The 24,159-nt window shown below is 60.0% G+C and carries 25 protein-coding genes; 17 read left to right on the forward strand and 8 right to left on the reverse strand.

From position 1 onward, the window contains the following. The first annotated feature begins 247 nt into the window (after positions 1–247). The 4 genes from purE to AC1DIH_RS12470 all read left to right on the forward strand — a co-directional run bounded on the left by purE (position 248) and on the right by AC1DIH_RS12470 (position 2,809). The gene (gene purE / locus AC1DIH_RS12455; RefSeq protein ID WP_019694319.1) at positions 248–739 is read left to right on the forward strand and encodes a 5-(carboxyamino)imidazole ribonucleotide mutase; all 492 of its coding nucleotides are present in this window, start codon (positions 248–250) and stop codon (positions 737–739) included. An 11-nt stretch (positions 740–750) separates the two neighbouring features. Then, entirely contained in the window at positions 751–1,833 is a 1,083-nt protein-coding gene (locus AC1DIH_RS12460) for a 5-(carboxyamino)imidazole ribonucleotide synthase (RefSeq protein ID WP_477771886.1), read from the forward strand. Positions 1,834–1,939: 106 nt separating this feature from the next. After that, positions 1,940–2,185, forward strand: a complete 246-nt coding sequence (locus tag AC1DIH_RS12465; protein ID WP_477767272.1) for a GlsB/YeaQ/YmgE family stress response membrane protein — start codon at positions 1,940–1,942, stop codon at positions 2,183–2,185. Positions 2,186–2,272: 87 nt separating this feature from the next. After that, positions 2,273–2,809, forward strand: a complete 537-nt coding sequence (locus tag AC1DIH_RS12470; protein ID WP_216740919.1) for a DUF3299 domain-containing protein — start codon at positions 2,273–2,275, stop codon at positions 2,807–2,809. Between the two features lie 135 nt (positions 2,810–2,944). Here AC1DIH_RS12470 and AC1DIH_RS12475 read toward each other — a convergent pair whose 3' ends face one another. Both AC1DIH_RS12475 and AC1DIH_RS12480 read right to left on the reverse strand, forming a co-directional pair. After that, positions 2,945–3,844, reverse strand: a complete 900-nt coding sequence (locus tag AC1DIH_RS12475) for a D-hexose-6-phosphate mutarotase (RefSeq protein WP_477771887.1) — start codon at positions 3,842–3,844, stop codon at positions 2,945–2,947. Positions 3,845–3,917: 73 nt separating this feature from the next. Further along, positions 3,918–4,322: an acyl-CoA thioesterase gene (locus AC1DIH_RS12480; RefSeq protein WP_019694314.1), complete on the reverse strand. Its 405-nt coding sequence runs from the start codon at positions 4,320–4,322 to the stop codon at positions 3,918–3,920. Between the two features lie 366 nt (positions 4,323–4,688). Between AC1DIH_RS12480 and AC1DIH_RS12485 the strand changes: the two genes are divergently transcribed. From AC1DIH_RS12485 to AC1DIH_RS12525, 9 genes are all read left to right on the forward strand, one after another. Next, a complete protein-coding gene (locus tag AC1DIH_RS12485) occupies positions 4,689–5,987 on the forward strand; it encodes an MFS transporter (RefSeq protein ID WP_477771888.1) in 1,299 nt (432 codons plus the stop codon). Between the two features lie 242 nt (positions 5,988–6,229). Beyond that, positions 6,230–7,234: a phosphate ABC transporter substrate-binding protein PstS gene (locus AC1DIH_RS12490; protein WP_054594764.1), complete on the forward strand. Its 1,005-nt coding sequence runs from the start codon at positions 6,230–6,232 to the stop codon at positions 7,232–7,234. A gap of 221 nt (positions 7,235–7,455) precedes the next feature. Then, entirely contained in the window at positions 7,456–9,738 is a 2,283-nt protein-coding gene (locus AC1DIH_RS12495; RefSeq protein ID WP_477771889.1) for an ABC transporter permease subunit, read from the forward strand. 15 nt (positions 9,739–9,753) lie between these two features. Beyond that, on the forward strand, positions 9,754–11,424 hold the full coding sequence (gene pstA / locus AC1DIH_RS12500; RefSeq protein WP_427546703.1) for a phosphate ABC transporter permease PstA: 1,671 nt from the start codon (positions 9,754–9,756) through the stop codon (positions 11,422–11,424). Between the two features lie 129 nt (positions 11,425–11,553). Next, positions 11,554–12,387 (forward strand): phosphate ABC transporter ATP-binding protein PstB, encoded by an 834-nt coding sequence (pstB, locus tag AC1DIH_RS12505; RefSeq protein WP_054594761.1) that lies wholly within the window; start codon positions 11,554–11,556, stop codon positions 12,385–12,387. A gap of 74 nt (positions 12,388–12,461) precedes the next feature. Beyond that, complete coding sequence (phoU, locus tag AC1DIH_RS12510; RefSeq protein WP_477771890.1) at positions 12,462–13,223, forward strand: phosphate signaling complex protein PhoU; 762 nt, start codon at positions 12,462–12,464, stop codon at positions 13,221–13,223. A 166-nt stretch (positions 13,224–13,389) separates the two neighbouring features. Then, the gene (locus tag AC1DIH_RS12515) at positions 13,390–14,337 is read left to right on the forward strand and encodes a response regulator (protein WP_477767278.1); all 948 of its coding nucleotides are present in this window, start codon (positions 13,390–13,392) and stop codon (positions 14,335–14,337) included. Positions 14,338–14,817: 480 nt separating this feature from the next. Next, a complete protein-coding gene (locus tag AC1DIH_RS12520) occupies positions 14,818–15,135 on the forward strand; it encodes a hypothetical protein (RefSeq protein ID WP_477771891.1) in 318 nt (105 codons plus the stop codon). A 35-nt stretch (positions 15,136–15,170) separates the two neighbouring features. Beyond that, on the forward strand, positions 15,171–16,067 hold the full coding sequence (locus AC1DIH_RS12525; RefSeq protein ID WP_477771892.1) for a peptidoglycan DD-metalloendopeptidase family protein: 897 nt from the start codon (positions 15,171–15,173) through the stop codon (positions 16,065–16,067). Between the two features lie 141 nt (positions 16,068–16,208). Here the strand turns inward: AC1DIH_RS12525 and AC1DIH_RS12530 are convergent, their stop codons facing one another. The 3 genes from AC1DIH_RS12530 to phoB form a co-directional block, all read right to left on the reverse strand. Further along, positions 16,209–17,549: a hemolysin family protein gene (locus AC1DIH_RS12530; RefSeq protein WP_477771893.1), complete on the reverse strand. Its 1,341-nt coding sequence runs from the start codon at positions 17,547–17,549 to the stop codon at positions 16,209–16,211. Between the two features lie 124 nt (positions 17,550–17,673). Beyond that, the gene (gene phoR, locus AC1DIH_RS12535) at positions 17,674–18,960 is read right to left on the reverse strand and encodes a phosphate regulon sensor histidine kinase PhoR (protein WP_427534008.1); all 1,287 of its coding nucleotides are present in this window, start codon (positions 18,958–18,960) and stop codon (positions 17,674–17,676) included. A gap of 81 nt (positions 18,961–19,041) precedes the next feature. Next, a complete protein-coding gene (gene phoB, locus AC1DIH_RS12540; protein ID WP_007896474.1) occupies positions 19,042–19,731 on the reverse strand; it encodes a phosphate regulon transcriptional regulator PhoB in 690 nt (229 codons plus the stop codon). 151 nt (positions 19,732–19,882) lie between these two features. Between phoB and AC1DIH_RS12545 the strand changes: the two genes are divergently transcribed. After that, complete coding sequence (locus AC1DIH_RS12545; protein ID WP_477771894.1) at positions 19,883–20,260, forward strand: COG4315 family predicted lipoprotein; 378 nt, start codon at positions 19,883–19,885, stop codon at positions 20,258–20,260. Between the two features lie 109 nt (positions 20,261–20,369). Here the strand turns inward: AC1DIH_RS12545 and ubiA are convergent, their stop codons facing one another. Together ubiA and AC1DIH_RS12555 are read right to left on the reverse strand one after the other, a co-directional pair. Continuing rightward, a complete protein-coding gene (gene ubiA, locus AC1DIH_RS12550) occupies positions 20,370–21,260 on the reverse strand; it encodes a 4-hydroxybenzoate octaprenyltransferase (RefSeq protein WP_477771895.1) in 891 nt (296 codons plus the stop codon). Further along, positions 21,260–21,823, reverse strand: coding sequence for a chorismate--pyruvate lyase family protein (locus AC1DIH_RS12555; RefSeq protein WP_477771896.1), 564 nt, complete (start codon positions 21,821–21,823; stop codon positions 21,260–21,262). Before AC1DIH_RS12555 ends, ubiA begins: the two co-directional genes overlap by 1 nt. Before the next feature lie 201 nt (positions 21,824–22,024). On the opposite strand from AC1DIH_RS12555, the gene AC1DIH_RS12560 reads away from it, so the two are divergent. The 3 genes from AC1DIH_RS12560 (at position 22,025) to AC1DIH_RS12570 (ending at position 23,842) form a co-directional block, all read left to right on the forward strand. Next, the gene (locus AC1DIH_RS12560; protein ID WP_054594751.1) at positions 22,025–22,195 is read left to right on the forward strand and encodes a rubredoxin; all 171 of its coding nucleotides are present in this window, start codon (positions 22,025–22,027) and stop codon (positions 22,193–22,195) included. A gap of 34 nt (positions 22,196–22,229) precedes the next feature. Continuing rightward, positions 22,230–23,378, forward strand: coding sequence for an NAD(P)/FAD-dependent oxidoreductase (locus AC1DIH_RS12565; protein WP_054594750.1), 1,149 nt, complete (start codon positions 22,230–22,232; stop codon positions 23,376–23,378). Between the two features lie 188 nt (positions 23,379–23,566). Beyond that, positions 23,567–23,842: an HU family DNA-binding protein gene (locus tag AC1DIH_RS12570; RefSeq protein ID WP_003195589.1), complete on the forward strand. Its 276-nt coding sequence runs from the start codon at positions 23,567–23,569 to the stop codon at positions 23,840–23,842. A 216-nt stretch (positions 23,843–24,058) separates the two neighbouring features. Here the strand turns inward: AC1DIH_RS12570 and AC1DIH_RS12575 are convergent. Next, on the reverse strand, positions 24,059–24,159 hold a 101-nt coding region (locus tag AC1DIH_RS12575; protein ID WP_477771584.1), incomplete at its 5' end, for a transposase domain-containing protein.

Raw genomic sequence — 24,159 nt, forward strand, 5'->3', positions numbered from 1 at the left:
TCGCGAGCAGGCTCGCTCCCACAAGGGATTCGTGTCGTATTGGATTGACCTTCAAGTCAATAAAACCGGTACTTTGCGCCGTATGACAGATGGTCGCGCGGGGGGCTGTTTATCTGCTTCATTGAGGTATACTGCGCGGCCTTCGGCCGGTTCGTCTGGCCATAATTCGTACAATCAAGCCACGCATTCCGCGTGGCTTGTTGTTTTTTGACGCGCCTGCGGGCGCCCAGAGAGAAGAGGCACGACGATGAGCGCACTGGTTGGCGTGATCATGGGCTCCAAGTCCGATTGGTCCACCCTTAGCCACACCGCCGATATGCTGGAAAAGCTCGGCATCCCTTACGAGGTGAAAGTGGTCTCTGCCCACCGCACCCCGGACCTGCTGTTCCAGTACGCCGAAGAGGCCGAGGCCCGTGGCATCGAGGTGATTATCGCCGGTGCCGGCGGCGCGGCCCACTTGCCCGGCATGTGTGCGGCCAAGACCCACCTGCCGGTGCTGGGCGTACCGGTGCAGTCGTCGATGCTTTCGGGCGTCGATTCGCTGCTGTCGATCGTGCAGATGCCTGCGGGCATCCCGGTCGCTACCCTGGCCATCGGCAAGGCCGGCGCGATCAACGCAGCCCTGCTCTCGGCGAGTATCCTGGGCGCCAAGCACCCGCAATTCCATGCGGTGCTGAAAACCTTCCGTGCTGAGCAGACAGACAGCGTCCTGGACAATCCAGACCCACGCATCGCCTGAGGTTGTTGACGATGAAGATCGGTGTAATCGGTGGCGGCCAGTTGGGTCGCATGTTGGCCCTGGCAGGTACGCCGCTGGGAATGAACTTCGCTTTTCTGGACCCCGCGCCGGATGCCTGTGCAGCCGCGCTGGGTGAACACCTGCGTGCCGATTACGGCGATCAGGACCACCTGCGTCAGTTGGCCGATGAAGTCGACCTGGTGACCTTCGAGTTCGAAAGCGTCCCTGCCGAAACCGTGGCCTTCCTGTCGCAATTCGTTCCGGTTTACCCGAGTGCCGAAGCGCTGCGCATCGCCCGCGATCGCTGGTTCGAAAAGAGCATGTTCAAGGACCTGGGCATTCCGACCCCGGCCTTCGCCGATATCCACTCGCAAGCCGACCTGGAAGCCGCGGTAGCCAGCATCGGCCTGCCCGCCGTGCTGAAAACCCGCACCCTGGGTTACGACGGCAAGGGCCAGAAAGTCCTGCGCACACCGGTCGATGTGGACGGCACGTTCGCCGAGCTGGGCAGCGTGGCCTGTTTGCTGGAAGGCTTCGTGCCGTTCACCGGTGAAGTCTCGCTGATCGCCGTACGCGCTCGCGATGGTGAAACGAAATTCTACCCGCTGGTCCACAACACCCACGACAGTGGCATTCTCAAGCTGTCCGTGGCCAGCACCGACCACCCGCTGCAAGCCCTGGCCGAGGATTACTCCAGCCGCGTGCTCAAGCAGCTGGATTATGTCGGCGTGATGGCATTCGAATTCTTTGAAGTCGACGGTGGCCTCAAGGCCAACGAAATTGCCCCGCGTGTCCACAATTCCGGGCACTGGACCACCGAAGGTGCCGAGTGCAGCCAGTTCGAAAACCACCTGCGTGCCGTCGCCGGCCTGCCGCTGGGTTCGACCGCCAAGGTTGGCGAGAGCGCGATGCTCAACTTCATCGGCGTTGTCCCGCCGGTCGAGAAGGTCATCGCCATCGCTGATTGCCATCTGCACCACTACGGCAAGGCGTTCAAGGTCGGCCGCAAGGTCGGTCACGCCAACCTGCGTTGCGCCGACAGGGAGACGCTTGCGCAGCAGATCCTCAAGGTCGAAGCACTGATTGCCGAATAGTTTCATCTGGCAACGACGGAACCTTCGGTCGCCGTCGTTCTCTGATGGCAGGATGCCAAAGCCCGACTAGGCTTTGGCATACCTACATCATTCAGAGGGAAACGCCATGCACATAATTGGAACCATCTTCATCGGATTGATCGTTGGCCTGCTGGCTCGTTTCCTGAAGCCAGGTGACGACAGCATGGGCTGGATCATGACCATCCTGCTCGGCATCGGCGGTTCGCTGGCGGCCACGTACGGCGGCCAGGCGCTGGGTATCTATCAGGCTGGCCAGGGTGCGGGCTTCATCGGTGCACTGGTGGGCGCGATTGTTTTGCTGGTGATCTACGGCTTCGTCAAAAAGAGCTGATTCAAGCGACAAAGCCCTCTCTGCCGCACGGGCCGAGAGGGCTAGAATGCTCGACGACTTACTGACTTCCCTTTGCCGAGCATTTTCATGCGCCGTCTTCTGTTGACTCTCCTATTGCTGGGCACTGGCCTGGCCCATGCCGGCGAACTGCCGGAAACCGACTGGCTCGAACTGATGCCCAAGTCGGATCAAAAAGCCCTTGAGGCCATGCCTGAAATCGACCACAACTCGCCCGAAGCCAACGGCACCTTTACCGACAAGGGTGGCTTGAAGCAGAGCAAGGGGTTGCCGGCGGTGATGTATTCGACCAAGACCGTGGCGTCGATGAACGACAAGAACATCCGCATCGGCGGGTATCCCGTGCCACTGGAAACCGACGCCAAAGGTCGCAGCACGCTGTTCTTCCTGGTGCCGTACCCAGGCGCCTGCATCCACGTGCCGCCACCACCGCCTAACCAATTGGTGCTGGTGCGCTATCCGAAGGGCTTGAAGCTGGACGATATCTACACACCGCTGTGGGTCACCGGCACGCTGAAGATCGAGAAGGTCAACAACGACCTGGCCGATGCGGCCTATGCACTGGATGCGGCGAAAGTACGGGTGGTCAAAGAGTCGGATTTGTAACGCGCCAGCTGGCTTGGCACTGATCAAATGTGGGAGCGAGCCTGCTCGCGATGAGGCCATAACATCCAACGTCTATGTTGACTGTTACACCGCCATCGCGAGCAGGCTCGCTCCCACAGTTGTTTATGGTGTTGCTTATAGAGGTTTGCTGGCGATGCTCACGCCCAGCGTATGACTCGCCCCCGGCGCCAGGGTCACGATGTCATCCATCACATTCGCCGTTTCGATGCACAGCATGCGCTGCCAGCCGTCGTCGGCCATGTCACTGAATTGCGCCGCCCGTGCGATCCACGGGTTCCAGATCACCGCCGAGCGTGAGCCGCTGCTGGTCAGCTCGATACGCCGCTCCCAGGCAGGATCGACGATGCTCAATTGCGCTGGTGTATTCAGGTAGATCCGGTCGGTCTCCCCGGCAAAACGCAGGTCGCCGGTTTGAGTCACGGTTTTCCAGTTATCCAGGGTTTCGATGTAGCTCAGCCCGTCCAGGCCTTCGACGTGCACATTGCGTACATCGCTGACGGCGTAGTAGCTGTGCAGCGCCTGGCTGATGGTGACGGGCGTACTGCCCTGGTTTTGGCTGGTCAGGTTGATATGCAGTTGCTCATCCAGGCGAATGCTCAGTTTCAGATCCACCGCATACGGCCAACCCGGCAGGCCGCCTTCGAGGTAGGGCAGGAGGAACTCGACCTTCAGGCTTTCGCCTTCGGCTTCAATGGCGCCCAGTTCCCAGTCCATCGCCCGCACTAAACCGTGGGCGGTCGGCGGTTCGCTGCTGACGCGCATTGCCTGAACGCTCGGCGGATTGCGGTCCAGGTTGCCAAACCACGGCCAGCACACCGGAACACCGGCGCGGATGCTTTTGCCGGTTTTGAACACCGCCTCATCGTTGAGCCAGATCAGCGGCGGTTGCCCGGCCAGTTGATAACTGAGGATGTGTGCGCCTTGTTGGGCCACCAGCAATTCGGCCTGACCGTGGCGGATGCGCCAGCAGTTCAGTTCATCCAGTTTCACGGCTTCAACGTTGGGAGTCGGCATGTTGCACATCTCGTTCAGGATCAATGACGTCAATGGACCGTAAAACGGTCGCCGGGTTTAACGCTCGCCCGGTTTAACGAGCTCTGGGCGGAACCGAGCGGGTGCGGCCGCTGCCATCGATGGCGACGAACACAAACACCGCCTCAGTGACTTTACGCCATTCGCTGGACAGTGGATCGTCGCTCCAGACCTCGACCATCATCTTGATCGAGCTGCGGCCGATTTCCGTTGCCTGAGTATAGAAGGACAGTTGCGCGCCCACGGCGACCGGCACCAGGAAGGCCATGCGATCGATCGCCACGGTAGCGACGCGCCCGCCCGCGACCTTGCTGGCCATCGCCGTACCGGCCAAATCCATCTGAGACACCAGCCAGCCGCCGAAAATATCGCCAAAGCCGTTGGTTTCGCGGGGAAGCGCGGTGATTTGCAGGGCCAGATCGCCTTGCGGAATAGGATCTTCTTGTTCGAGCTCTATCATGCCGAGGGTGCCTCTGAGCCGTGACTCTTGGAATATGTAGCGGGTGAATAGCCGTCTTGGGAAAAACGATTCAGCCCCGAACATACTACGTTCGTCACGTTTTCCATAAGGCGCGCTAAGGGGAAACTCTGCGAAACCGGCTGACAAAGGCCAACGACGTTTTCGCACAGCAACCCCTTACAAAGTGTTGCACGGTTGCGAGTATATCGGTCGGTAGACTCCGAGACGACCATCGGGTTCTCATTTTGACTGCCAAATACGCGCTTTCCTGTGCTTTTTCGAACAATTTGCTATCGTGCCGAACTTGCCCAAGCCCCTGCCAGCGTTGTTGGGGTTGCGGATCTGACTATAAGAGAAGCCCTTGCCATGACCACAGCGCCATCGAGCATCGCGACACCCGCGCAACCTGCGCGCCCCTTGACCGGTAACGACTACAAGACACTGTCGCTTTCCGCCTTGGGCGGCGCGCTGGAATTTTACGACTTCATCATCTTCGTGTTCTTCGCCACGGTGGTTGGCAAGTTGTTCTTTCCGGCGGACATGCCCGAGTGGCTACGGCTGATGCAGACCTTCGGCATCTTTGCCGCTGGTTACCTGGCGCGGCCACTGGGCGGCATCGTCATGGCGCACTTCGGCGACCTGCTGGGGCGCAAGAAAATGTTCACCCTGAGCATTTTCATGATGGCTGTACCGACACTGATCATGGGCTTGCTGCCGACGTACGCGCAGATCGGCATGTGGGCGCCGATCCTGTTGCTGCTGATGCGAGTGATGCAGGGCGCGGCGATTGGCGGTGAAGTGCCGGGGGCCTGGGTCTTCGTTTCCGAACACGTGCCGCAGCGACACATCGGCTACGCTTGCGGCACGCTGACGTGCGGCCTGACTGCCGGCATCCTGCTCGGCTCGCTGGTTGCCACTGCCATCAACAGCCTCTACACCTCTGAACAAGTGGCTGATTACGCCTGGCGGATCCCGTTCCTGCTCGGCGGTGTGTTTGGCCTGTTCTCGGTCTACCTGCGCCGCTGGCTGCACGAAACCCCGGTGTTCGCCGAGCTGCAACTGCGCAAGGCGCTGGCCGAAGAGGTGCCGCTGCGTGCGGTACTGCGTGACCATCGCAGCGCCATCGCCATCTCGATGCTGCTGACCTGGCTGCTGTCGGCCGGGATCATCGTGGTCATTCTGATGACCCCGACCGTGCTGCAAACCATTTATCACTTCTCGGCCACGACCGCGCTGCAAGCCAATAGCGTGGCCATCGTGTGCCTGAGCCTGGGCTGTGTGATCTCCGGCGCGCTGGCGGATCGCTTCGGCGCCGGCCGGGTGTTTGTGTTTGGCAGCGCAGCGCTGCTGGCGACGTCCTGGACCTTCTACCACAGCCTGCTCGATCACCCCGACTGGCTATTCCCGCTGTACGCGCTGACCGGCCTGTTCGTCGGCACCATCGGCGCGGTGCCGTTCGTGATGGTCAAGGCGTTCCCGGCCGTGGTGCGCTTCAGTGGCCTGTCGTTCTCCTACAACCTGGCCTACGCGATCTTCGGCGGCCTGACCCCGATGGTCGTGACCCTGCTGCTCAAGGAAAGCCCGATGGGGCCTGCCTACTATGTGGCAATCATCTGCAGCATCGGGATTCTGGTGGGTGGATATCTCTGGAAGAACAACCGCTAGGCCGACTTCTTCATCGACTGCACCGGCCCTATCGCGAGCAGGCTCGCTCCCACATTGGTTCTGTGTTTAGCGCAGATCCTCTGTGGGAGCGAGCCTGCTCGCGATGGGGGCGACGCGAATCATCCTGTAAAAAGTCGAATGCTGGCCTTTCATCTAATTGTCATATTCAGGTCATAGAGTGTTCACACGGCCTGCCGATACTTGGCCCCGACTTAACACACCCTATTTGCTAGGAGTAAGGCATGAAACTGAAGCGTTTGATGGCGGCAATGACGTTTGTCGCTGCTGGCGTTGCAACTGCCAACGCGGTAGCCGCTGGTGTAGACCCAGCCATCCCGGCTTATACCAAAGCCACTGGTGTTTCGGGCAACCTGTCCAGCGTCGGTTCCGATACCCTGGCCAACCTCATGACCCTGTGGGCTGAGAACTACAAAAAAGAATACCCGAACGTAAACATCCAGATTCAGGCCGCTGGCTCCGCCACCGCGCCACCTGCGTTGACTGAAGGCACCTCCAACCTGGGCCCGATGAGCCGCAAGATGAAGGACACCGAACTGGCGGCCTTCGAACAGAAGTATGGCTACAAGCCAACCGCTATCCCGGTTGCCGTGGATGCCCTGGCCGTGTTCGTGCACAAAGACAACCCGATCCAGCACCTGACCATGGAACAAGTCGACGCGATCTTCTCCTCGACTCGTCTGTGCGGCGCTAAAGCAGAAGTCAAAACCTGGGGCGACCTGGGCGTGACCGGCGACCTGGCCAACAAGCCGGTTCAACTGTTCGGCCGTAACTCGGTATCCGGCACGTATGGCTACTTCAAAGAAGAAGCCCTGTGCAAAGGCGACTACAAGCCAAACGTCAACGAACAACCAGGCTCGGCTTCGGTCGTGCAATCGATCAGCTCTTCGCTGAACGGTATCGGTTACTCGGGCATCGGCTACAAAACTGCCAGCGTGAAGACTGTGGCTCTGGCCAAGAAAGGCAGCACCGACTACATCGCAGACAGCGAAGAAAACGCCCTGAACGGCAAATACCCACTGTCGCGTTTCCTCTACGTTTACGTCAACAAAGCTCCGAACAAGCCTCTGGCCCCGCTGGAAGCCGAGTTCGTGAAACTGGTTCTGTCCAAACAGGGCCAGGAAGTTGTCGTGAAAGACGGCTACATCCCACTGCCAGCCAAAGTTGCCGCCAAGGCACTGGCTGACCTGGGCCTGCAAGAAGGCGGCGCTGAAGTCGCAAAAAAGTAAAACCCTGAGTCCGGGCTAACCCGGACTCGTGTGTGGGAGCGAGCCTGCTCGCGATGACGGACTGACATTCAACACCTCTGTTGACCGTTGCATCGCTATCGCGAGCAGGCTCGCTCCCACACCTCTAATTTTCCAGTCCGCTGCCAGTTCACACGGGCGGCGGATTTGTTGCGTCACTGCATTGTCATCTTTCTGTCATACAGGATCGCTAGGGTGTGCGCATGAATGATCTGGCCAATTCCCCAATGACTACCAATCCCCCCAAGCGAATTGACTTCAATACGCCTGAGCTCCAACGCAAGCGCCGCATCCGCGCGCTCAAAGACCGCCTGACCCGCTGGTATGTCCTCGTTGGCGGCCTTGCCGTACTCGGCGCGATCACGCTGATCTTCTTCTTCCTTGGCTACGTCGTTGCGCCACTGTTTCAGGGCGCTAACCTGACCGCCAAAGACGCGATCACCCCGGCCTGGATGCAAGACGCCGGCAAACCGCTGATGATCTCCCTCGAAGAACAGAACCAGGTCGCCATGCGGGTTTCCGACAAGGGCCAGGCGCTGTTTTTCGATGTCGACAGTGGCGCCGAGCTAAGCCGCATTAACCTGCCGATCCCGGCCGGCACCAGCGTAACCGCCATTGGTAAAGACCAGCCCGGGCATCCGCTGGTTGTCGTGGGCTTGTCCAACGGTCAGGCGCTGGTGTTCCGCCACACCTATAAAGTCAGTTACCCGGAAGGCAAGAAAACCATCTCGCCGGCCATCGAATTCCCGTATGGCGAAACGCCGATCGCACTGAACGAGCAGGGCGGTGCCCTGGAGCACGTCAGCCTCAATGCGACCGATTCGACCCTGCTGCTAGCCGGCTCTACCGGTTCGCAATTGCATGTGCTGTCGCTGAGCAGCGAAGAAAACATGATGACCGGTGAGGTCACCAACGAGCAGAAGCGCATTGAACTGCCGCAAATGACCGAGCCGGTGAAGAACATCTTCGTCGACCCGCGTCAGCAGTGGTTGTACGTGGTCAACGGCCGTGCCCAGGCCGACGTCTTCAGCCTGAGCGACAAGAGCCTCAACGGTCGCTACAAACTGCTGGATGACGGCGAAGCGCAAGTGACCGCCAGTACTCAGCTGGTGGGCGGCATCTCGCTGATCATCGGCGACTCCAAGGGTGGTCTGGCCCAGTGGTTCATGGCTCGCGATACCGATGGCGAGCAACGACTGAAACAGATCCGCACCTTCCAGATGGGCACCACGCCGATCGTTGAAATCACCGCCGAAGAGCGTCGCAAAGGCTTCGTCGCCCTCGACACGGCCGGCAAGCTCGGCGTGTTCCACAGCACCGCCCACCGCACCTTGCTGGTGAACCAGGTGGTTGATGGCACCGGCCTCTTCGGTCTGTCGCCGCGTGCCAACCGCATCATTGTGGAGCAGGGCGGCAAGCTGCAACCGCTGCTGCTCGACAACCCGCACCCGGAAGTTTCGTGGAGTGCGTTGTGGAGCAAGGTCTGGTACGAAAACTACGACGAGCCTAAATACGTCTGGCAATCGACCGCGGCCAACACCGACTTCGAACCCAAGATGAGCCTTTCGCCACTGACCTTCGGTACGCTGAAAGCCGCGTTCTACGCGATGCTGCTGGCCGCACCGCTGGCGGTCGCTGCGGCGATCTACACCGCGTACTTCATGGCGCCGGGCATGCGCCGCAAGGTCAAGCCGGTCATCGAATTGATGGAAGCGATGCCGACGGTGATCCTCGGCTTCTTCGCCGGCCTGTTCCTCGCACCCTATGTGGAAGGGCACTTGCCGGGCATTTTCAGCCTGCTGATGCTCTTGCCGATCGGCATTCTGGTAGCCGGTTTCATCTTCAGTCGCCTGCCCGAGTCGATTCGCCTGAAAGTGCCGGACGGCTGGGAAAGCGCGATCCTGATCCCGGTGATTCTGTTTGTGGGCTGGTTGTCGCTGTTCATGAGCCCGTACATGGAAGCCTGGTTCTTCGGCGGCGACATGCGCATGTGGATCTCCCACGACCTGGGCATCACCTACGACCAGCGCAACGCTCTGGTGGTTGGTCTGGCCATGGGCTTTGCGGTGATCCCGAACATCTACTCGATCGCCGAAGACGCCGTGTTCAGCGTGCCGCGCGGCCTGACGCTGGGCTCCCTGGCCCTCGGCGCCACGCCATGGCAGACCATGACTCGCGTGGTGATCCTGACCGCCAGCCCGGGCATTTTCTCGGCACTGATGATCGGCATGGGCCGTGCGGTCGGGGAAACCATGATCGTGCTGATGGCCACCGGTAACACCCCGGTCATGGAAATGAACCTGTTCGAAGGTCTGCGCACCCTGGCCGCCAACGTGGCGGTAGAAATGCCCGAATCGGAAGTCGGTGGCAGTCACTACCGCGTGTTGTTCCTGTCGGCGCTGGTGCTGCTGTTGTTCACCTTCATCATGAACACCCTCGCGGAGCTGATCCGTCAGCGTCTGCGCAAGAAATACTCGTCGCTTTAAGAAAGGTAGAAGTCTGTGAAACAGAACTCCCTGAAAGGATGGTTCAAGAGCGGCGCCCCCGGCGTCTGGATCAGCGGTGGCGCGGTGTCCATCGCGGTCATCATGACCATTGGTTTGCTGGCGGTGATTGCCGTGCGCGGTCTGGGCCACTTCTGGCCGGCAGACCTGATGCACGCCAGTTACAACGTGCCGGGCCAGGCCAACCATGTCGTCATCGGCGAAGTGGTGCAGAAGGAAGAAGTGCCGCGTGAGCGTCTGAAAACCGCAGGTCTGCCAGTGCCGGATCAAGGTCCGGAATTCATGACCCGCGAGCTGATCAAGGTCGGCAACCGTGACATCAACGGCAATGACTTCACCTGGATCGTCGGCGAGTGGCTGACCGACCAGAGTACGCCGCGCGAGCTGATGACCATCGAGCGCCGTGAGTGGGGCAATTTCTACGGCTACCTGCTCAACGTCAAACAGGACGGCAAGGTCATCGCTGAAGGCGAAGCGGCCTGGCCGGAGCTGCAAGCGCGGGTGGACCGCGTCAACAAGCTCGCGGCACAACTCAAAAGCCTCGAAAAAACCGACATCGGCGCGATCAACGCAGGCCTTGAGCGCATTCGCCTGCACGGCCGCAAGCTGGAGCTTGAAGGCAAGCTCGATCCGACTGCGCAAGCCGACATGGACACTGAGCGCGCTGAGCTGAACGCTCGTTATAAAGACGTCGAGGCACGCCTGAGCGACCTGCACACGCAGTTCAACCGCGACAGCCTGACCGCTCGCGATGCCAACGGCAAAGAAGTCGAAATCGGTATCGGCAAAGTGGTTCATGCCTACCAGCCGAACGCCATGAGCTACCTGACCAAGCTGGGTTTCTACTTCAACAAGGTCTGGGAATTCCTCAGCGACGACCCGCGTGAAGCCAACACCGAAGGCGGGATCTTCCCGGCGATCTTCGGCACCGTGATGATGACCCTGATCATGGCGATGATCGTCACCCCGTTCGGCGTACTGGCAGCAGTCTACCTGCGTGAATATGCACGCCAGGGGCCGATGACCCGGTTGATCCGCATTGCGGTGAACAACCTGGCGGGCGTTCCGGCGATCGTTTACGGCGTGTTCGGCCTGGGCTTCTTCGTTTACGTACTGGGCGGCTCGGTTGACCGTTTGTTCTTCCCTGAAGCCTTGCCGGCACCGACCTTCGGTACGCCGGGCCTGCTCTGGGCCTCGCTGACCCTGGCGCTGCTGGCGGTGCCGGTGGTGATCGTGGCCACTGAAGAAGGCCTGGCGCGGATTCCTCGCACCGTGCGTGAAGGCTCGTTGGCTCTCGGCGCGACCAAGGCTGAAACCTTGTGGAAGATCGTGCTGCCGATGGCCAGCCCGGCGATGATGACCGGGATGATCCTCGCCGTGGCTCGCGCCGCCGGTGAAGTGGCGCCGCTGATGCTGGTGGGTGTGGTGAAACTGGCGCCGTCGCTGCCGGTGGACGGCAACTACCCGTACCTGCACCTCGACCAGAAAATCATGCACCTGGGCTTCCATATTTATGACGTCGGCTTCCAGAGCCCGAACGTCGAAGCCGCACGACCGCTGGTGTACGCCACGGCGCTGCTGCTGGTGCTGGTGATCGCCACGCTCAACCTGTCGGCAGTGTGGATCCGTAACCACCTGCGCGAGAAATACAAAGCGCTGGATAGCTGATTTTTATGTGGGAGCGAGCTTGCTCGCGATGCAGGCGACGCGGTTCAAGTTTGAAACCGCAGTGATGCCATCGCGAGCAAGCTCGCTCCCACACAACCGAACCGAATTTGTTAGCACAGGGAGTTTCCCATGCAGCACGAAACACACACCCACGGCATCAACATGTCGGCCCTGGGTCGCGACAAACAGAGCCTGAACCTGGCACAGGAAACCGTGGCCATCGAAGTGCCGAGCCTGAGCCTGTTCTACGGCGACAAACAAGCGCTGTTCGACGTCAGCATGAACATTCCCAAGCAGCGCGTGACCGCGTTCATCGGCCCGTCCGGCTGCGGCAAGTCAACGCTGCTGCGCACCTTCAACCGGATGAACGATCTGGTCGATGGCTGCCGCGTCGAAGGCGAGATCAACCTCTATGGCAACAACATCTACCGCAAGGGCGAAGACGTGGCCGAACTGCGTCGTCGCGTCGGCATGGTGTTCCAGAAGCCGAACCCGTTCCCGAAAACCATCTATGAAAACGTGGTCTACGGCCTGCGTATTCAAGGCATCAACAAAAAGCGCGTACTCGACGAAGCCGTCGAATGGGCGTTGAAAGGCGCGGCACTGTGGGATGAAGTGAAAGACCGTCTGCACGAGTCGGCCCTGGGCTTGTCCGGTGGTCAGCAGCAACGTCTGGTGATCGCTCGTACCATTGCGGTCGAGCCGGAAGTGCTGCTACTCGACGAACCGTGCTCGGCACTCGACCCGATTTCGACGCTGAAAGTCGAAGAACTGATCTACGAACTGAAATCCAAGTTCACCATCGTCATCGTGACCCACAACATGCAACAGGCCGCGCGGGTATCCGACTACACGGCGTTCATGTACATGGGCAAACTGGTGGAATTCGGCGACACCGATACCCTGTTCACCAATCCGGCGAAGAAGCAGACCGAAGACTACATCACCGGTCGTTATGGCTAGGATGCCGCTAGCGTTGCTCGCTTAACCATCGCTGCGGTAGACCGCACCTTACCGGACGCTCCAAGGACGCCAACATGATTAGCAAAGAAGGCCTTACCCACCACATCTCCCAGCAGTTCAACGCTGAGCTTGAGGAAGTGCGCAGCCACCTCCTGGCCATGGGCGGGCTGGTCGAGAAACAGGTCAATGACGCGGTCACTGCACTGATCGAAGCGGACTCGGGCCTGGCCCAGCAAGTGCGCGAGATCGACGACCAGATCAACCAGATGGAACGCAATATCGACGAAGAGTGCCTGCGCATTCTGGCCCGCCGTCAGCCGGCTGCATCGGACTTGCGGTTGATCATCAGCATCTCCAAGTCGGTGATCGACCTGGAGCGCATCGGCGACGAAGCGACCAAAATCGCCCGCCGTGCCATCCAGCTGTGCGAAGAAGGCGAAGCCCCACGCGGTTACGTCGAAGTCCGGCACATCGGCGATCAGGTGCGCAACATGGTTCGCGACGCACTGGACGCTTTTGCTCGCTTCGACGCCGAACTGGCGTTGTCGGTGGCCCAGTACGACAAGGTCATCGACCGCGAATACAAGACCGCGCTGCGCGAGCTGGCGACCTACATGATGGAAGACCCACGCTCTATCACGCGGGTCTTGAGCATCATCTGGGTGCTGCGTTCGCTGGAGCGGATTGGCGACCACGCCCGCAATATTTCCGAGCTGGTGATTTACCTGGTGCGCGGTACCGATGTCCGGCACATGGGCCTCAAGCGCATGAAGGAAGAAGTTGAGGGCACAAGTGCCGAAAGCGCTAATGTTCCGGGCAAAGCTGACGATAAGTAAGATTGCCCAAGTAAAGCGCCCGGCCTTGTGGTCGGGCGTTTTTGTTTGCGGCTTTTGAATTCATAGCACCCGCGAACGAAAAAAGTCCCGGCGTGACTGAAGAGTTTTGGCAAAGTGCCATCAGCAAAGCGTTATGATTGCCGGGATTTTTTAAAGGGGTTGGTTGATGAGTAAGGTCAGTGTGTTGGTGGTCGATGACGCTTCGTTCATTCGTGACCTGGTGAAGAAGTGCCTGCGCAACTACTTCCCGGGCATTCGAATCGAAGACGCGGTCAACGGTAAAAAAGCGCAGGCCATGCTGGCGCGCGAAGCATTCGACCTGGTCCTGTGCGACTGGGAAATGCCGGAAATGTCTGGCCTCGAATTGCTGACCTGGTGCCGCGAACAGGACTCACTCAAAGCCATGCCGTTTGTCATGGTTACCAGCCGCGGCGACAAGGAAAACGTGGTTCAGGCGATTCAGGCCGGCGTTTCCGGCTATGTCAGCAAGCCGTTCACCAACGAGCAGCTGCTGACCAAGGTCAAGCAGGCGTTGAACAAGGTCGGCAAGCTCGACACCTTGATGAACAGCGCGCCCACCAAGATGAATTCGGCGTTCGGCAACGACTCCCTCAGCGCGCTCACGGGCGGCAAGGCGGCTGTCGTTGCCCCGGCAGCGGCGGCGGTCAATCCGTTCGCCAAGCCTGCGGCCGCGCCGGCCCCTGCTGCAGCGCCTGCTCGTGGCCTGCTCAACAGCCCGCCGGTCAAGGCACCGGTGGCGTCTGCCGCCCCGGCCGGTGGTCGTGGCCAAGGTCAACTGCGTTTGCCCAGCGGTACTCAGCAATGTGTGATCAAGGCGTTGAGCATCAAGGAAGCCTTGTTGGTGGTTAAGCGCACCGACACCTTGCCGCAAGTGCTCGACAGCGCCGTGCTCGACCTGGAGCAGGGCGACAACGCCGAAGTCGCCCGCCTGAACGGCTACCTGCACGCCATCGTCGCGCACGAGCCGAAACCCGACAGCGACTGGCTGCAACTGACCTTCCGCTTTGTCGACCAGGATGCACAAAAGCTCGACTACATCTCCCGCCTGATCGCCCGCGGCACGGCGCAGAAGCATTTCGTACCGGGCGCGTAAGTACAGCGTCGCTGATTAGATCGCCATCGCGAGCAGGCTCGCTCCCACATTTAATTGGTGTCGAACCACATTTATGTGATCGACACACAACCAGTGTGGGAGCGAGCCTGCTCGCGATGGGGTCATCGAACTCAGTGCATCTCTCCCTGAAGCACTCATCGAGCGTTCCCACGTCCTCGGACATTTCCTTCAAGTTGTAGCGGTGTTCGGTAACTATCCCGACCTGCGGACTAGGGCTAGTCTCACCCTGTCACCAAAAAACGGTGACTCGGACGTGCAAGTCCGGTCCAGGTGCACAATCGTGGATGGCTATTCATCGAGCGTTTTTTTATGCTCGCGAATCGTTATGGCGGCTGTGCGTCGGAGACCTTCGGGTCTGCCGGGTTCCTGGACCGGTCTTGCACACCAACGCACAGCTGCCACCTCTTTCGAAGCGCAAGCGAAACGGTGTCAGCTCCTTAGTTCCAGGGAGATACACCGATGATCAAGCCGACACCAAATCCACCAGAAGACCCAGCAACTTCCCCCTACGAATCCCTCGATTCGAAGAAACTCCACGAAGCCGCCGAACGCGCCCTCGACCACCACCTGGGCACGCCCCCACCCAAGATCCACCTGGCCGACGCCCGCAAAGGCCAACTCTTCATCGTCGCCCCGGACGCTCCGCGTCCGCTTTGGTGCGTGACGCAGAGCGTCACAGGATGCATTCCCACGCGGGAGCGTGGGAACGATCATCAAAGGTTTGGGAGCGATCATTTGAAACATCTGCCGACTACGCAGGTCGATTCTGGCTGCTAGGCTGTTTTCAGGCCTTCCTCGACAGAACTTTACTCATGCTCGCGCGATTGCTGTTTTTCTGTGGTCTGTTCATGGCATCCACCTCGGCTGTGGCCATCACTATTTACAAATCCACCAGCGCGACGGGTGTGGTCTCCTACAGTGATCGTCCCTCCCATGGCGCGCGGATCTTTGTGTTCCGCGACCGCATGGAAGAGCACCTTGAGCGCCAGGTACTTCTGGATATCAAGAAGCAGAGGGATACGCACAGTGTGTTTGTGCGCAACGATTTGTATGCGCCGGTAGAGGTCGAGCTGAGTTTCACCGGGCTGAAGAATGTCAGCGGTGCGCCGGCACAGCCGATCCGCCGGGTGCTGCCGGCGCGCAGCACCGTGCGTCTGGCGCTGCTCACGGCGATTACGCCCGGCAAGCCGCTGGCCTATACCCCGACGTTCAACTATTCCCTGGGCAACCCCACAGACACCACGCTGGCCTATCGGTATCCGCTGCCGTGGCGTGGCGGCCCGTTCCACCTGACTCAGGGCCCTAATGGCCGGTACAGCCACTTTGGGGTCAAGAACCGTTATGCCATGGACATCGCGATGCCTGAAGGCACGCCGATCATCGCGGCGCGTGGCGGGGTGGTGGTGAAGACCGAAAACCACCAGAGCGGACGCGGCACCGACCCGTCGGGCAATTTCGTGCGAGTGCTGCACGATGACGGGACCATGGGCGTGTACCTGCACCTTAAGCGCGGTTCGGTGTGTGTGCGGGAGGGGCAGCGGGTGGCGGTCGGCAGTGCGTTGGGGTTATCGGGCAATACCGGCAACAGCAGCGGGCCGCACCTGCACTTCGTGGTGCAGCGCAATAGCGGGTTGGGGCTGGTGTCGATTCCGTACCAGTTCAACCAACCGGTGGGCAGCTTGCCGAACTTTGCGCTCGGCAAGCAATAATGTGTTGTCCAAGCTGACGCTATCGCGAGCAGGCTCGCTCCCACAGGGGATTTGTGTTTTGCCGGGAAACCGGAGTAACACCGAATCAATGTGGGAGCGAGCCTGCTCGCGATGGGATCGACGCCGATCAGGTGTCGGGCACTAGTCGAGCATCAACACCTTGGCCAAAATGATCTTCGGGCCTTTCATCTTTTTGATGATGATCCGCAGACCTTCGACTTCCAGCACTTCTTCCTCTTCCGGCACCCGTTTCAGGGATTCGTAGACCAGCCCGGCGAGGGTTTCGGCCTCGACGTGGTCCAGATCGATACCCAGCAGGCGTTCGACCTTGAATAGCGGTGTGTCACCGCGCACCAGCAATTTGCCCGGCTGGTAGGCGAGGATCCCGCGTTCGGCCTTGCGGTGTTCGTCCTGGATGTCGCCGACCAGCACTTCCAGCACGTCTTCCATGGTCAGGTAGCCGATGACGTTGCCGTCGGCTTCTTCAACCAGGGCGAAGTGCGAACCGCCCTTGCGGAACTGCTCCAGCAACTGCGACAACGGCATGTGCCGCGATACGCGTTCCAGCGGGCGGGTCAGCTCGGCCAGGTTGAACGACTCGGGAATGTGGTCCAGCGCCGCCAGTTCCAGCAGCAGGTCCTTGATGTGCAGCAGGCCGACGAACTCCTGGCGTTCGCTGTCGTACACCGGGTAGCGGCTGAATTTGTGACGACGGAACAGCGCTAGGATTTCCTTGAGCGGCGCGTTGAACTCCAGCGTCACCAGGTCTTCCCGGGAGTTGGCCCAGTCGACCACTTCCAGCTCACCCATTTCCACGGCGGAGGCGAGTACGCGCATGCCTTGGTCGCTCGGGTCCTGGCCGCGGCTGGAGTGCAGGATCAGTTTCAGTTCTTCACGGCTGTAATGGTGCTCGTGATGAGGGCCGGGTTCACCTTGGCCAGCAATCCGCAGGATCGTGTTGGCGCTGGCGTTGAGCAGGTAAATGGCCGGGTACATGGCCCAGTAGAACAGGTACAGCGGCACCGCCGTCCACAGCGACAGCAGCTCGGGCTTGCGGATGGCCCAGGATTTGGGGGCCAGTTCGCCGACCACGATGTGCAGGTACGAAATGATAAAGAAGGCGGTGAAGAACGACACACCCTTGACCACTTCCGGCGAGTTGACGCCGACCGCGTCCAGCAACGGTTCGAGAATGTGCGCGAACGCCGGTTCACCGACCCAGCCAAGGCCCAGGGAGGCGAGGGTGATACCCAATTGACACGCCGACAGGTAAGCGTCGAGCTGGCTGTGTACGGTGCGCAGGATCTGCCCGCGCCAGCCGTTTTTATGGGCAATGGCCTCGACCTTGGTCGAGCGCAGTTTGACCATGGCAAATTCCGCCGCAACGAAGAAGCCGTTGAGCAAAACCAGGATCAGTGCAAAAAGAATCATGCCGAAATCGGCGAAGAGTGAAGCGAGGGTCACGCCAGGGGAAGGGTCCATGATGGAGTTTTGCGGGTTCCGTATATTCGAATAGAAAGGGGATTGCCGAGCCTGAAAGGCAGGCCCAAGTCAGCCAATGTAGCGGCTGACAGGGCGATTGCCTAGTGTTCAGTCAACGTTCGCGCTAGTCGGTCAACGAGTTGACCCGCGATTTTGTGACCTGTGCCGGCGCGAAATGGCAGGTGAATGTGCTGCCATGGCCGAGCACGCTGCTGATCTCCATTCGCGCACGATGACGTAACAAAACGTGTTTGACGATGGCCAGGCCCAGCCCGGTGCCGCCGGTATTGGAGTTGCGGCTGGAGTCGACGCGGTAGAAGCGTTCGGTCAGGCGCGGCAGGTGTTTGTTGTCGATGCCGATTCCCGAGTCCTGCACGCTGAGGTGCGCGCCTTGTTCGTCACCCCACCAGCGGATGCGGATGTTGCCGCCATCCGGAGTGTATTTGACGGCGTTGAACACCAGGTTCGAGAACGCACTGCGCAACTCGGCTTCACTGCCCTTGAGCATGATCGACGGATCGGCTTCCAGGGTGATGTGCTGGTTGCGCTGCCCCGACAGCGCCTGGGCGTCACTCTTGATCGATTGCAGCAGGTTGTCGATCGGCACCGGCTGGTTGTCCGACGGGTAATCGGTGGCTTCGAGCTTGGCCAATAACAACAAGTCGTTGAGCAGCGTCTGCATGCGTCCGCCCTGTTGCTGCATTTGCTGCAACGCACGGCTCCAGCGTGGATTCACCTCTTCGACGTTATCGAGCAGGGTTTCCAGGTAGCCGCAGATCACCGTCAACGGCGTGCGCAGTTCGTGGGAGACGTTGGCGATGAAGTCTTTGCGCATTTGTTCCAGCTGATGAATGCGGGTGACGTCGCGCACCAGCATCAAGTGTTCGTTGTTGCCGTAACGGGTGATGTACAGCTGAATCCGCATCCGATCGTTGGTCGGCGAAGGGATTTCCAGCGGCTCGGCGTAGTTGTCCTGCTCGAAGTATTCCTTGAAGCGCGGATGACGCACCAGGTTGGTCACCGGCTGACCGCTGTCCTGTGGGGTCTTGAGGCCCAGCAAGGTTTCAGCAGCGCGGTTCCACCATTCCAGGTTGCCGTCGCTGTCGAGCATGATCACCGCGTCTTTCAACGCAGCAGTGGACTCTTGAACCCGGTCGATTACCGCTTGCAGGCGTCCGCGCACGCGCTGATCGCGCCGTTGCAGGTGGTAGATGCTGTCGAACACTTCGCCCCACAGGCCATAGCCATCGGGTGGTGGTTCGTCGGGCTTTTGCAGGCGTAGCCACTCGTGCAGGCGCAGCAATTGCTTGAGGGTCCAGGCCAGGTAAATGCCCAGGCCTGCGGCCAGGCTCCAGCCGTAATAGCCAGTAATCAGGCCGATCACCAGGCAGCCGGTGACCAGTAACAGCATGTGGCGGATCAGAGTGCCATGCCAGTTTTGGTTCACTTAAACTTGCGTCCTTGTCAGCGTGTCGAGCAGGTAAGGGCCGGCTCAGGCCTTGGTGGAAAACCGGTAGCCGGTGCCACGCACGGTTTGTACCAGATTCTCGTAGGCATCGCCGAGTGCTTTGCGCAAACGACGAATGTGCACGTCGACGGTGCGCTCTTCGACATACACGTTGCCGCCCCAGACTTGATCGAGCAATTGCCCGCGGGTGTAGGCGCGTTCCTGGTGGGTCATGAAAAACTGCAGCAAGCGGTATTCGGTCGGGCCCATCTCGGCGGGTTTGCCGTCGATGGTCACGCGGTGGCTGATCGGGTCCAGCAGCAGGCCGCCGACTTCGATCGGCGCTTCGCCGTCGGTAGGGCCGGCACGACGCAGCACGGCTTTCAGGCGTGCAACCAGCTCGCGTGGGGAAAACGGCTTGGTGATGTAGTCATCGGCGCCGACTTCCAGGCCCTGGATCTTATTGTCCTCTTCGCCCTTGGCGGTGAGCATGATGATCGGGATGTCCCCGGTCAGTTCATCGCGCTTGAGACGCCGGGCCAACTCGATGCCAGAAGTGCCGGGCAGCATCCAGTCGAGCAGGATCAGGTCCGGTTTACGGTCGACAATAATGGCGTGGGCCTGCTGGGAGTTTTCAGCCTCCAGGCAGTCATAGCCGGCCATTTCCAACGCAACGGCGATCATTTCGCGAATGGGCGCTTCGTCGTCGACGATCAGAATGCTCCTGCCAACCATGCCTTAATCCTCTTGTCATTTAACTGTCTTGCGCCGCATTAGATAACGGAATTATTGCAGTCGTGTGACAGTATTTTAGCCGTGCGGCGCTCAGCGCAATCCTGAACTACGCTCTAAGTTCGAATCCTGACAACCACAAAGGAAGGTTTCCATGACTCACTACGCTCAATCGTTCAAAGCCTTGGTGTTGGCCGCTGCCCTGGCATTACCGACACTCGCGCTCGCTGCCGAGCCGGCAATGATGAAGAACGGCATGATGGTCGATCAAAAGGGCATGACCTTGTACACGTTCGATAAGGACGCAGGCGGCAAGTCGATGTGTAACGGTGATTGCGCCAAGACGTGGCCACCGATGATGGCCCCGGCAGGCGCCAAGGCTGAAGGTGAATGGACGGTCATCAAGCGTGATGACGGCATGATGCAGTGGGCTTACGACGGCAAGCCGATGTACACCTACAAAATGGACATGAAGCCCGGTGACAAGAACGGTGATGGTTTCAAAAATATGTGGCACATGGCAAAGCACTGATCCATACACAATGATCTGAACCTCTGGCAGACCCGCCCCTTTGAGGGCGGGTTTGCCTTTACGCGATCCGTAGCAGCAGGCTTGGCCAGCTGCTACAGAGACGTGGGTATCAGCGAGTTGCGTAATCCAGCACGATCCCGACGAAAATCGCCAACCCGGCCCAATGGTTATGCAGGAAGGCCCGGAAACACTTCAGTCGGTCCCTGTCGCGGGTGTACCAGAATTCCCAGGCAAAGCATGCGGCCGCGGCCAGCAGCCCGAGGTGGAACCAGCCGCCCAGCTCGAATTTCGATCCGGCCAGCAGCAGGCACCCGAGGGCCAGGCCTTGCAGGGTGAGAATGATCACCCGATCGGCATCGCCAAACAGAATCGCCGTGGATTTCACGCCGATCTTCAAATCGTCGTCGCGGTCGGTCATGGCGTAATAGGTGTCGTAGCCCACCGTCCACAGCAGGTTGGCGATCCACAGCAACCAGGCAATGGCCGGCAGTTCACCGGTTTCGGCGGTGAACGCCATCGGCATGCCCCAGGAGAACGCCGCGCCCAGCACCACTTGCGGGTAATAGGTGTAGCGCTTCATGAACGGGTAAGTGGCCGCCAGCGCCAGACCGCCGAACGACAGCCAGACCGTGGCCGCGTTGGTGCACAGCACCAGCAGGAAACTCACGCCCATCAGCAACGCGAAGAACACCAGCGCTTCTTTGGAGCTGATCTTGCCGCTGACCAAGGGCCGTTGTTCGGTACGTTTCACGTGACCGTCGACCTTGCGATCAGCCCAGTCATTGATCACGCAGCCGCCCGCGCGGGTCAGCACCACGCCAAGGACGAAAATCACGATATTGGCCAGTGACGGCGAACCTTTGCCGGCAATCCACAGCGCCCACAACGTTGGCCACAGCAGCAGGTAAATGCCGATGGGCTTGTCCATGCGGGTCAACTGGATGAAGTCCCACGCGCGCGGGTTCAAGCGATTCAATGACTTGAGCAGGCTTTGGTACATCAGCAGTTCTCCGCATTCGCGCGGGCAGCGCGCCACAGGGCTGGCAGGAATATTTCCGCGACCAGCACGCTCAAGTCCCCCCGGTCGAAACGCGAGCGCCGGCCCCACAGTTGCGGCGCTTGAGATTCGCTGGGCAACCACTCGACAGGATAGTGACAAACCTCGATGGCGCGGCGCTGGAACGCCTGATCGCAAAACAACAGCTCGCCCAGGGAGCGGCTGCCCAGCTCATCCATATTCAACCCGCCGTCCTGCAACGAACTGCGTGCCGCCACGCTGCGGGCAAACACCCAGGCTTCACCATGACCGCGCAAATACACCTCACGAACCCAGCCTTCACTGCCTTCGGGCAATTCCAGTGCGGCGCATTCGTCAGCGCGCAAAGGCTGCCAGCCTTCGAGCAATGGCGTCACGCTGAAGCCGTCATCCGACAAACGGGTCAGGCGACGGGTGAGCGAGCCCTCATCGAATAGCCAGTCGAGGGTTTGCGCGTCAGGTAGCGGGGTCAGCTGGCGTTGTGGCAGCCAGAGCAGAGCAGGGGCGAGGGGTTTTGAGTGCGGCACAGTGAGTCAGTATTGGCAGCAAATGAGGCGGCGAGCTTACCATGTCGGTCGGTGATATTGACTGACCAGACCGGGTAATGGCCGCGAACAGGCTTGCATCTGCTGCGCCCGATCAGTACAAAACGCCTTGAGCCGGACGGCAGACCCTTATCGGGTGACCATTCGCGCCAGTAAAAGCCTGAGAACCTGAGGAAACAAGTAATGAAAAAGTGGCAATGCGTGGTCTGTGGGCTGATCTATAACGAAGCCGACGGCTGGCCGGATGACGGCATCGCCGCCGGAACCCCGTGGCAGGACGTACCGGAAGACTGGCTGTGTCCAGACTGTGGCGTCGGCAAAATGGATTTCGAAATGATCGAAATCGCTGCCTGATCACAGATTTTGATGAATTGAAGAGGAGTAAGGAATGAACGCACCTGTCGTGATCGTCGGCACTGGGCTGGCTGGCTACAACCTGGCCCGGGAGTTTCGCAAACTCGATGGCGAAACACCGCTGCTGTTGATTACCGCAGATGACGGACGCTCTTACTCCAAGCCGATGCTCTCCACCGGTTTTGGCAAGAACAAGGACGCCGATGGCCTGAGCATGGCCGAGCCCGGCGCCATGGCCGAACAGCTGAAGGCTGAGGTGCGGACCCATACGCGCATCAGCGGCATCGACCCGGGCCACAAACGCCTGTGGATCGGTGAAGAAGCTGTGGCCTATCGCGACCTGATCCTTGCCTGGGGCGCGGAAACCGTGCGCGTACCGGTGCAGGGCGATGCGCCCGAGGCAATCTTCCCGATCAACGACCTCGAAGACTACGCGCGCTTTCGGGCGGCGGCAGCCGGCAAGCGTCGGGTGTTGTTGCTCGGCGCTGGCCTGATCGGCTGTGAGTTCGCCAACGACCTGATCCTCGGTGGTTACGAGGTGCAACTGGTCGCGCCGTGCGAACAAGTCATGCCGACGCTGCTTCACCCGGCGGCGGCCGCAGCCGTGCAGGCCGGGCTGGAAAGCCTGGGCGCGCAGTTCCACCTCGGCCCGGTACTCAATAGCTTGCAACGTACCGATGACGGGCTCGAAGGGCATTTGTCCGATGGCCAGGTGATCCCCTGCGACGTCGTGGTTTCCGCCATTGGCCTGCGCCCGCGCATCGATCTGGCGGCCGCTGCCGGCTTGCAGATCAACCGCGGTGTGGTCGTTGACCGCCATCTGAAGACCTCTCACGCCAATATCTACGCCTTGGGCGACTGCGCCGAGGTCGATGGGCTGAATTTGCTGTACGTGATGCCCCTGATGAGTTGTGCGCGTGCGCTGGCGCAAACCCTGGCCGGCAACCCGACGGCGGTCAGCTACGGTGCGATGCCGATTACCGTGAAAACACCGGTCTGCCCATTGGTGGTTTCCCCGCCACCACGGGGTTTTGAAGGTGCCTGGACCGTCGAAGGGCAGGGCGCCGACATCAAGGCGCTGTGCCGTGATGCCAGCGGAAAATTGTTGGGTTACGCGCTCACCGGGGCGGCAGTGATGGAGAAACTGGCTCTAAACAAGGAGCTTCCGGCGCTTTTGGCGTAAATACCGGTCGTTCTGTCGGAATCACCCCGCTTTTGCTACTACAAAGGTCGCCCCGAGACTGGCGCCGCTCGTAACCGCATGCCATCCTCACTCCGTCTGCCGCAGAGTAGAGCCTGCGGCGCCTTGGGCGCTGTTCCGGAAGAACAGCACGGACATAACAACAAAAAACCGTCAAAGAGGCTTCACTCATGCGTAAACCAGATCTCGCCGCAGCAATCGCTGAAAAGGCTGACCTCACCAAAGAACAGGCTAACCGCGTCCTCAACGCCGTCCTCGAAGAAATCACCGGCGCTCTGCACCGTAAAGACAGCGTCACCCTGGTGGGCTTCGGTACTTTCCTGCAACGCCACCGTGGCGCACGCACCGGCAAGAACCCGCAAACCGGTGAGCCAGTGAAAATCAAGGCCAGTAACACCGTTGCCTTCAAACCGGGAAAATCGTTGAAAGACAGCGTCAATCCGTAACAGGTAAGCACCGTCTCGGGGCGGTAAAAAATGGGCACGCCGACTGGGTCGGGTGCCCATTTTTTGTGAGCGCTGATTGGCACATTTTAACGAATGTCTACCACTGGTAGATCGCGCTTGGTTTTTATAGGGGGAGAATGAGTGGTTAACGGTGTAGAAGCCTAGCTGTTCGTAAGCGCTCCATGAACCCCACATTTTAAAGGTGGGGATCTATGGCTATCTTGGAGTTTGCGGTGTGCAGTTCCACGGCAGCAAGGCCTCGAAGTCTTCTACACTCGAGGCTTGTGGCAGGCGCTCAAGTGCGTGGCGCAGCCACG

This window comes from Pseudomonas sp. 05N36 (assembly GCF_056397385.1).

Coding starts and splice junctions, on each gene's coding strand:
- phoU (WP_477771890.1), top strand. CDS start 12,462: ATGATTAGCAAAGAAGGCCTTACCCACCACATCTCCCAGCAGTTCAAC.
- AC1DIH_RS12565 (WP_054594750.1), top strand. CDS start 22,230: ATGAACGCACCTGTCGTGATCGTCGGCACTGGGCTGGCTGGCTACAAC.
- AC1DIH_RS12520 (WP_477771891.1), top strand. CDS start 14,818: ATGATCAAGCCGACACCAAATCCACCAGAAGACCCAGCAACTTCCCCC.
- AC1DIH_RS12490 (WP_054594764.1), top strand. CDS start 6,230: ATGAAACTGAAGCGTTTGATGGCGGCAATGACGTTTGTCGCTGCTGGC.
- AC1DIH_RS12570 (WP_003195589.1), top strand. CDS start 23,567: ATGCGTAAACCAGATCTCGCCGCAGCAATCGCTGAAAAGGCTGACCTC.
- AC1DIH_RS12495 (WP_477771889.1), top strand. CDS start 7,456: ATGAATGATCTGGCCAATTCCCCAATGACTACCAATCCCCCCAAGCGA.
- AC1DIH_RS12525 (WP_477771892.1), top strand. CDS start 15,171: ATGCTCGCGCGATTGCTGTTTTTCTGTGGTCTGTTCATGGCATCCACC.
- phoR (WP_427534008.1), bottom strand. CDS start 18,960: ATGCTGTTACTGGTCACCGGCTGCCTGGTGATCGGCCTGATTACTGGC.
- AC1DIH_RS12460 (WP_477771886.1), top strand. CDS start 751: ATGAAGATCGGTGTAATCGGTGGCGGCCAGTTGGGTCGCATGTTGGCC.
- AC1DIH_RS12475 (WP_477771887.1), bottom strand. CDS start 3,844: ATGCCGACTCCCAACGTTGAAGCCGTGAAACTGGATGAACTGAACTGC.
- pstB (WP_054594761.1), top strand. CDS start 11,554: ATGCAGCACGAAACACACACCCACGGCATCAACATGTCGGCCCTGGGT.
- AC1DIH_RS12485 (WP_477771888.1), top strand. CDS start 4,689: ATGACCACAGCGCCATCGAGCATCGCGACACCCGCGCAACCTGCGCGC.
- purE (WP_019694319.1), top strand. CDS start 248: ATGAGCGCACTGGTTGGCGTGATCATGGGCTCCAAGTCCGATTGGTCC.
- AC1DIH_RS12515 (WP_477767278.1), top strand. CDS start 13,390: ATGAGTAAGGTCAGTGTGTTGGTGGTCGATGACGCTTCGTTCATTCGT.
- AC1DIH_RS12560 (WP_054594751.1), top strand. CDS start 22,025: ATGAAAAAGTGGCAATGCGTGGTCTGTGGGCTGATCTATAACGAAGCC.
- AC1DIH_RS12530 (WP_477771893.1), bottom strand. CDS start 17,549: ATGGACCCTTCCCCTGGCGTGACCCTCGCTTCACTCTTCGCCGATTTC.
- phoB (WP_007896474.1), bottom strand. CDS start 19,731: ATGGTTGGCAGGAGCATTCTGATCGTCGACGACGAAGCGCCCATTCGC.
- ubiA (WP_477771895.1), bottom strand. CDS start 21,260: ATGTACCAAAGCCTGCTCAAGTCATTGAATCGCTTGAACCCGCGCGCG.
- AC1DIH_RS12465 (WP_477767272.1), top strand. CDS start 1,940: ATGCACATAATTGGAACCATCTTCATCGGATTGATCGTTGGCCTGCTG.
- AC1DIH_RS12545 (WP_477771894.1), top strand. CDS start 19,883: ATGACTCACTACGCTCAATCGTTCAAAGCCTTGGTGTTGGCCGCTGCC.
- AC1DIH_RS12470 (WP_216740919.1), top strand. CDS start 2,273: ATGCGCCGTCTTCTGTTGACTCTCCTATTGCTGGGCACTGGCCTGGCC.
- AC1DIH_RS12480 (WP_019694314.1), bottom strand. CDS start 4,322: ATGATAGAGCTCGAACAAGAAGATCCTATTCCGCAAGGCGATCTGGCC.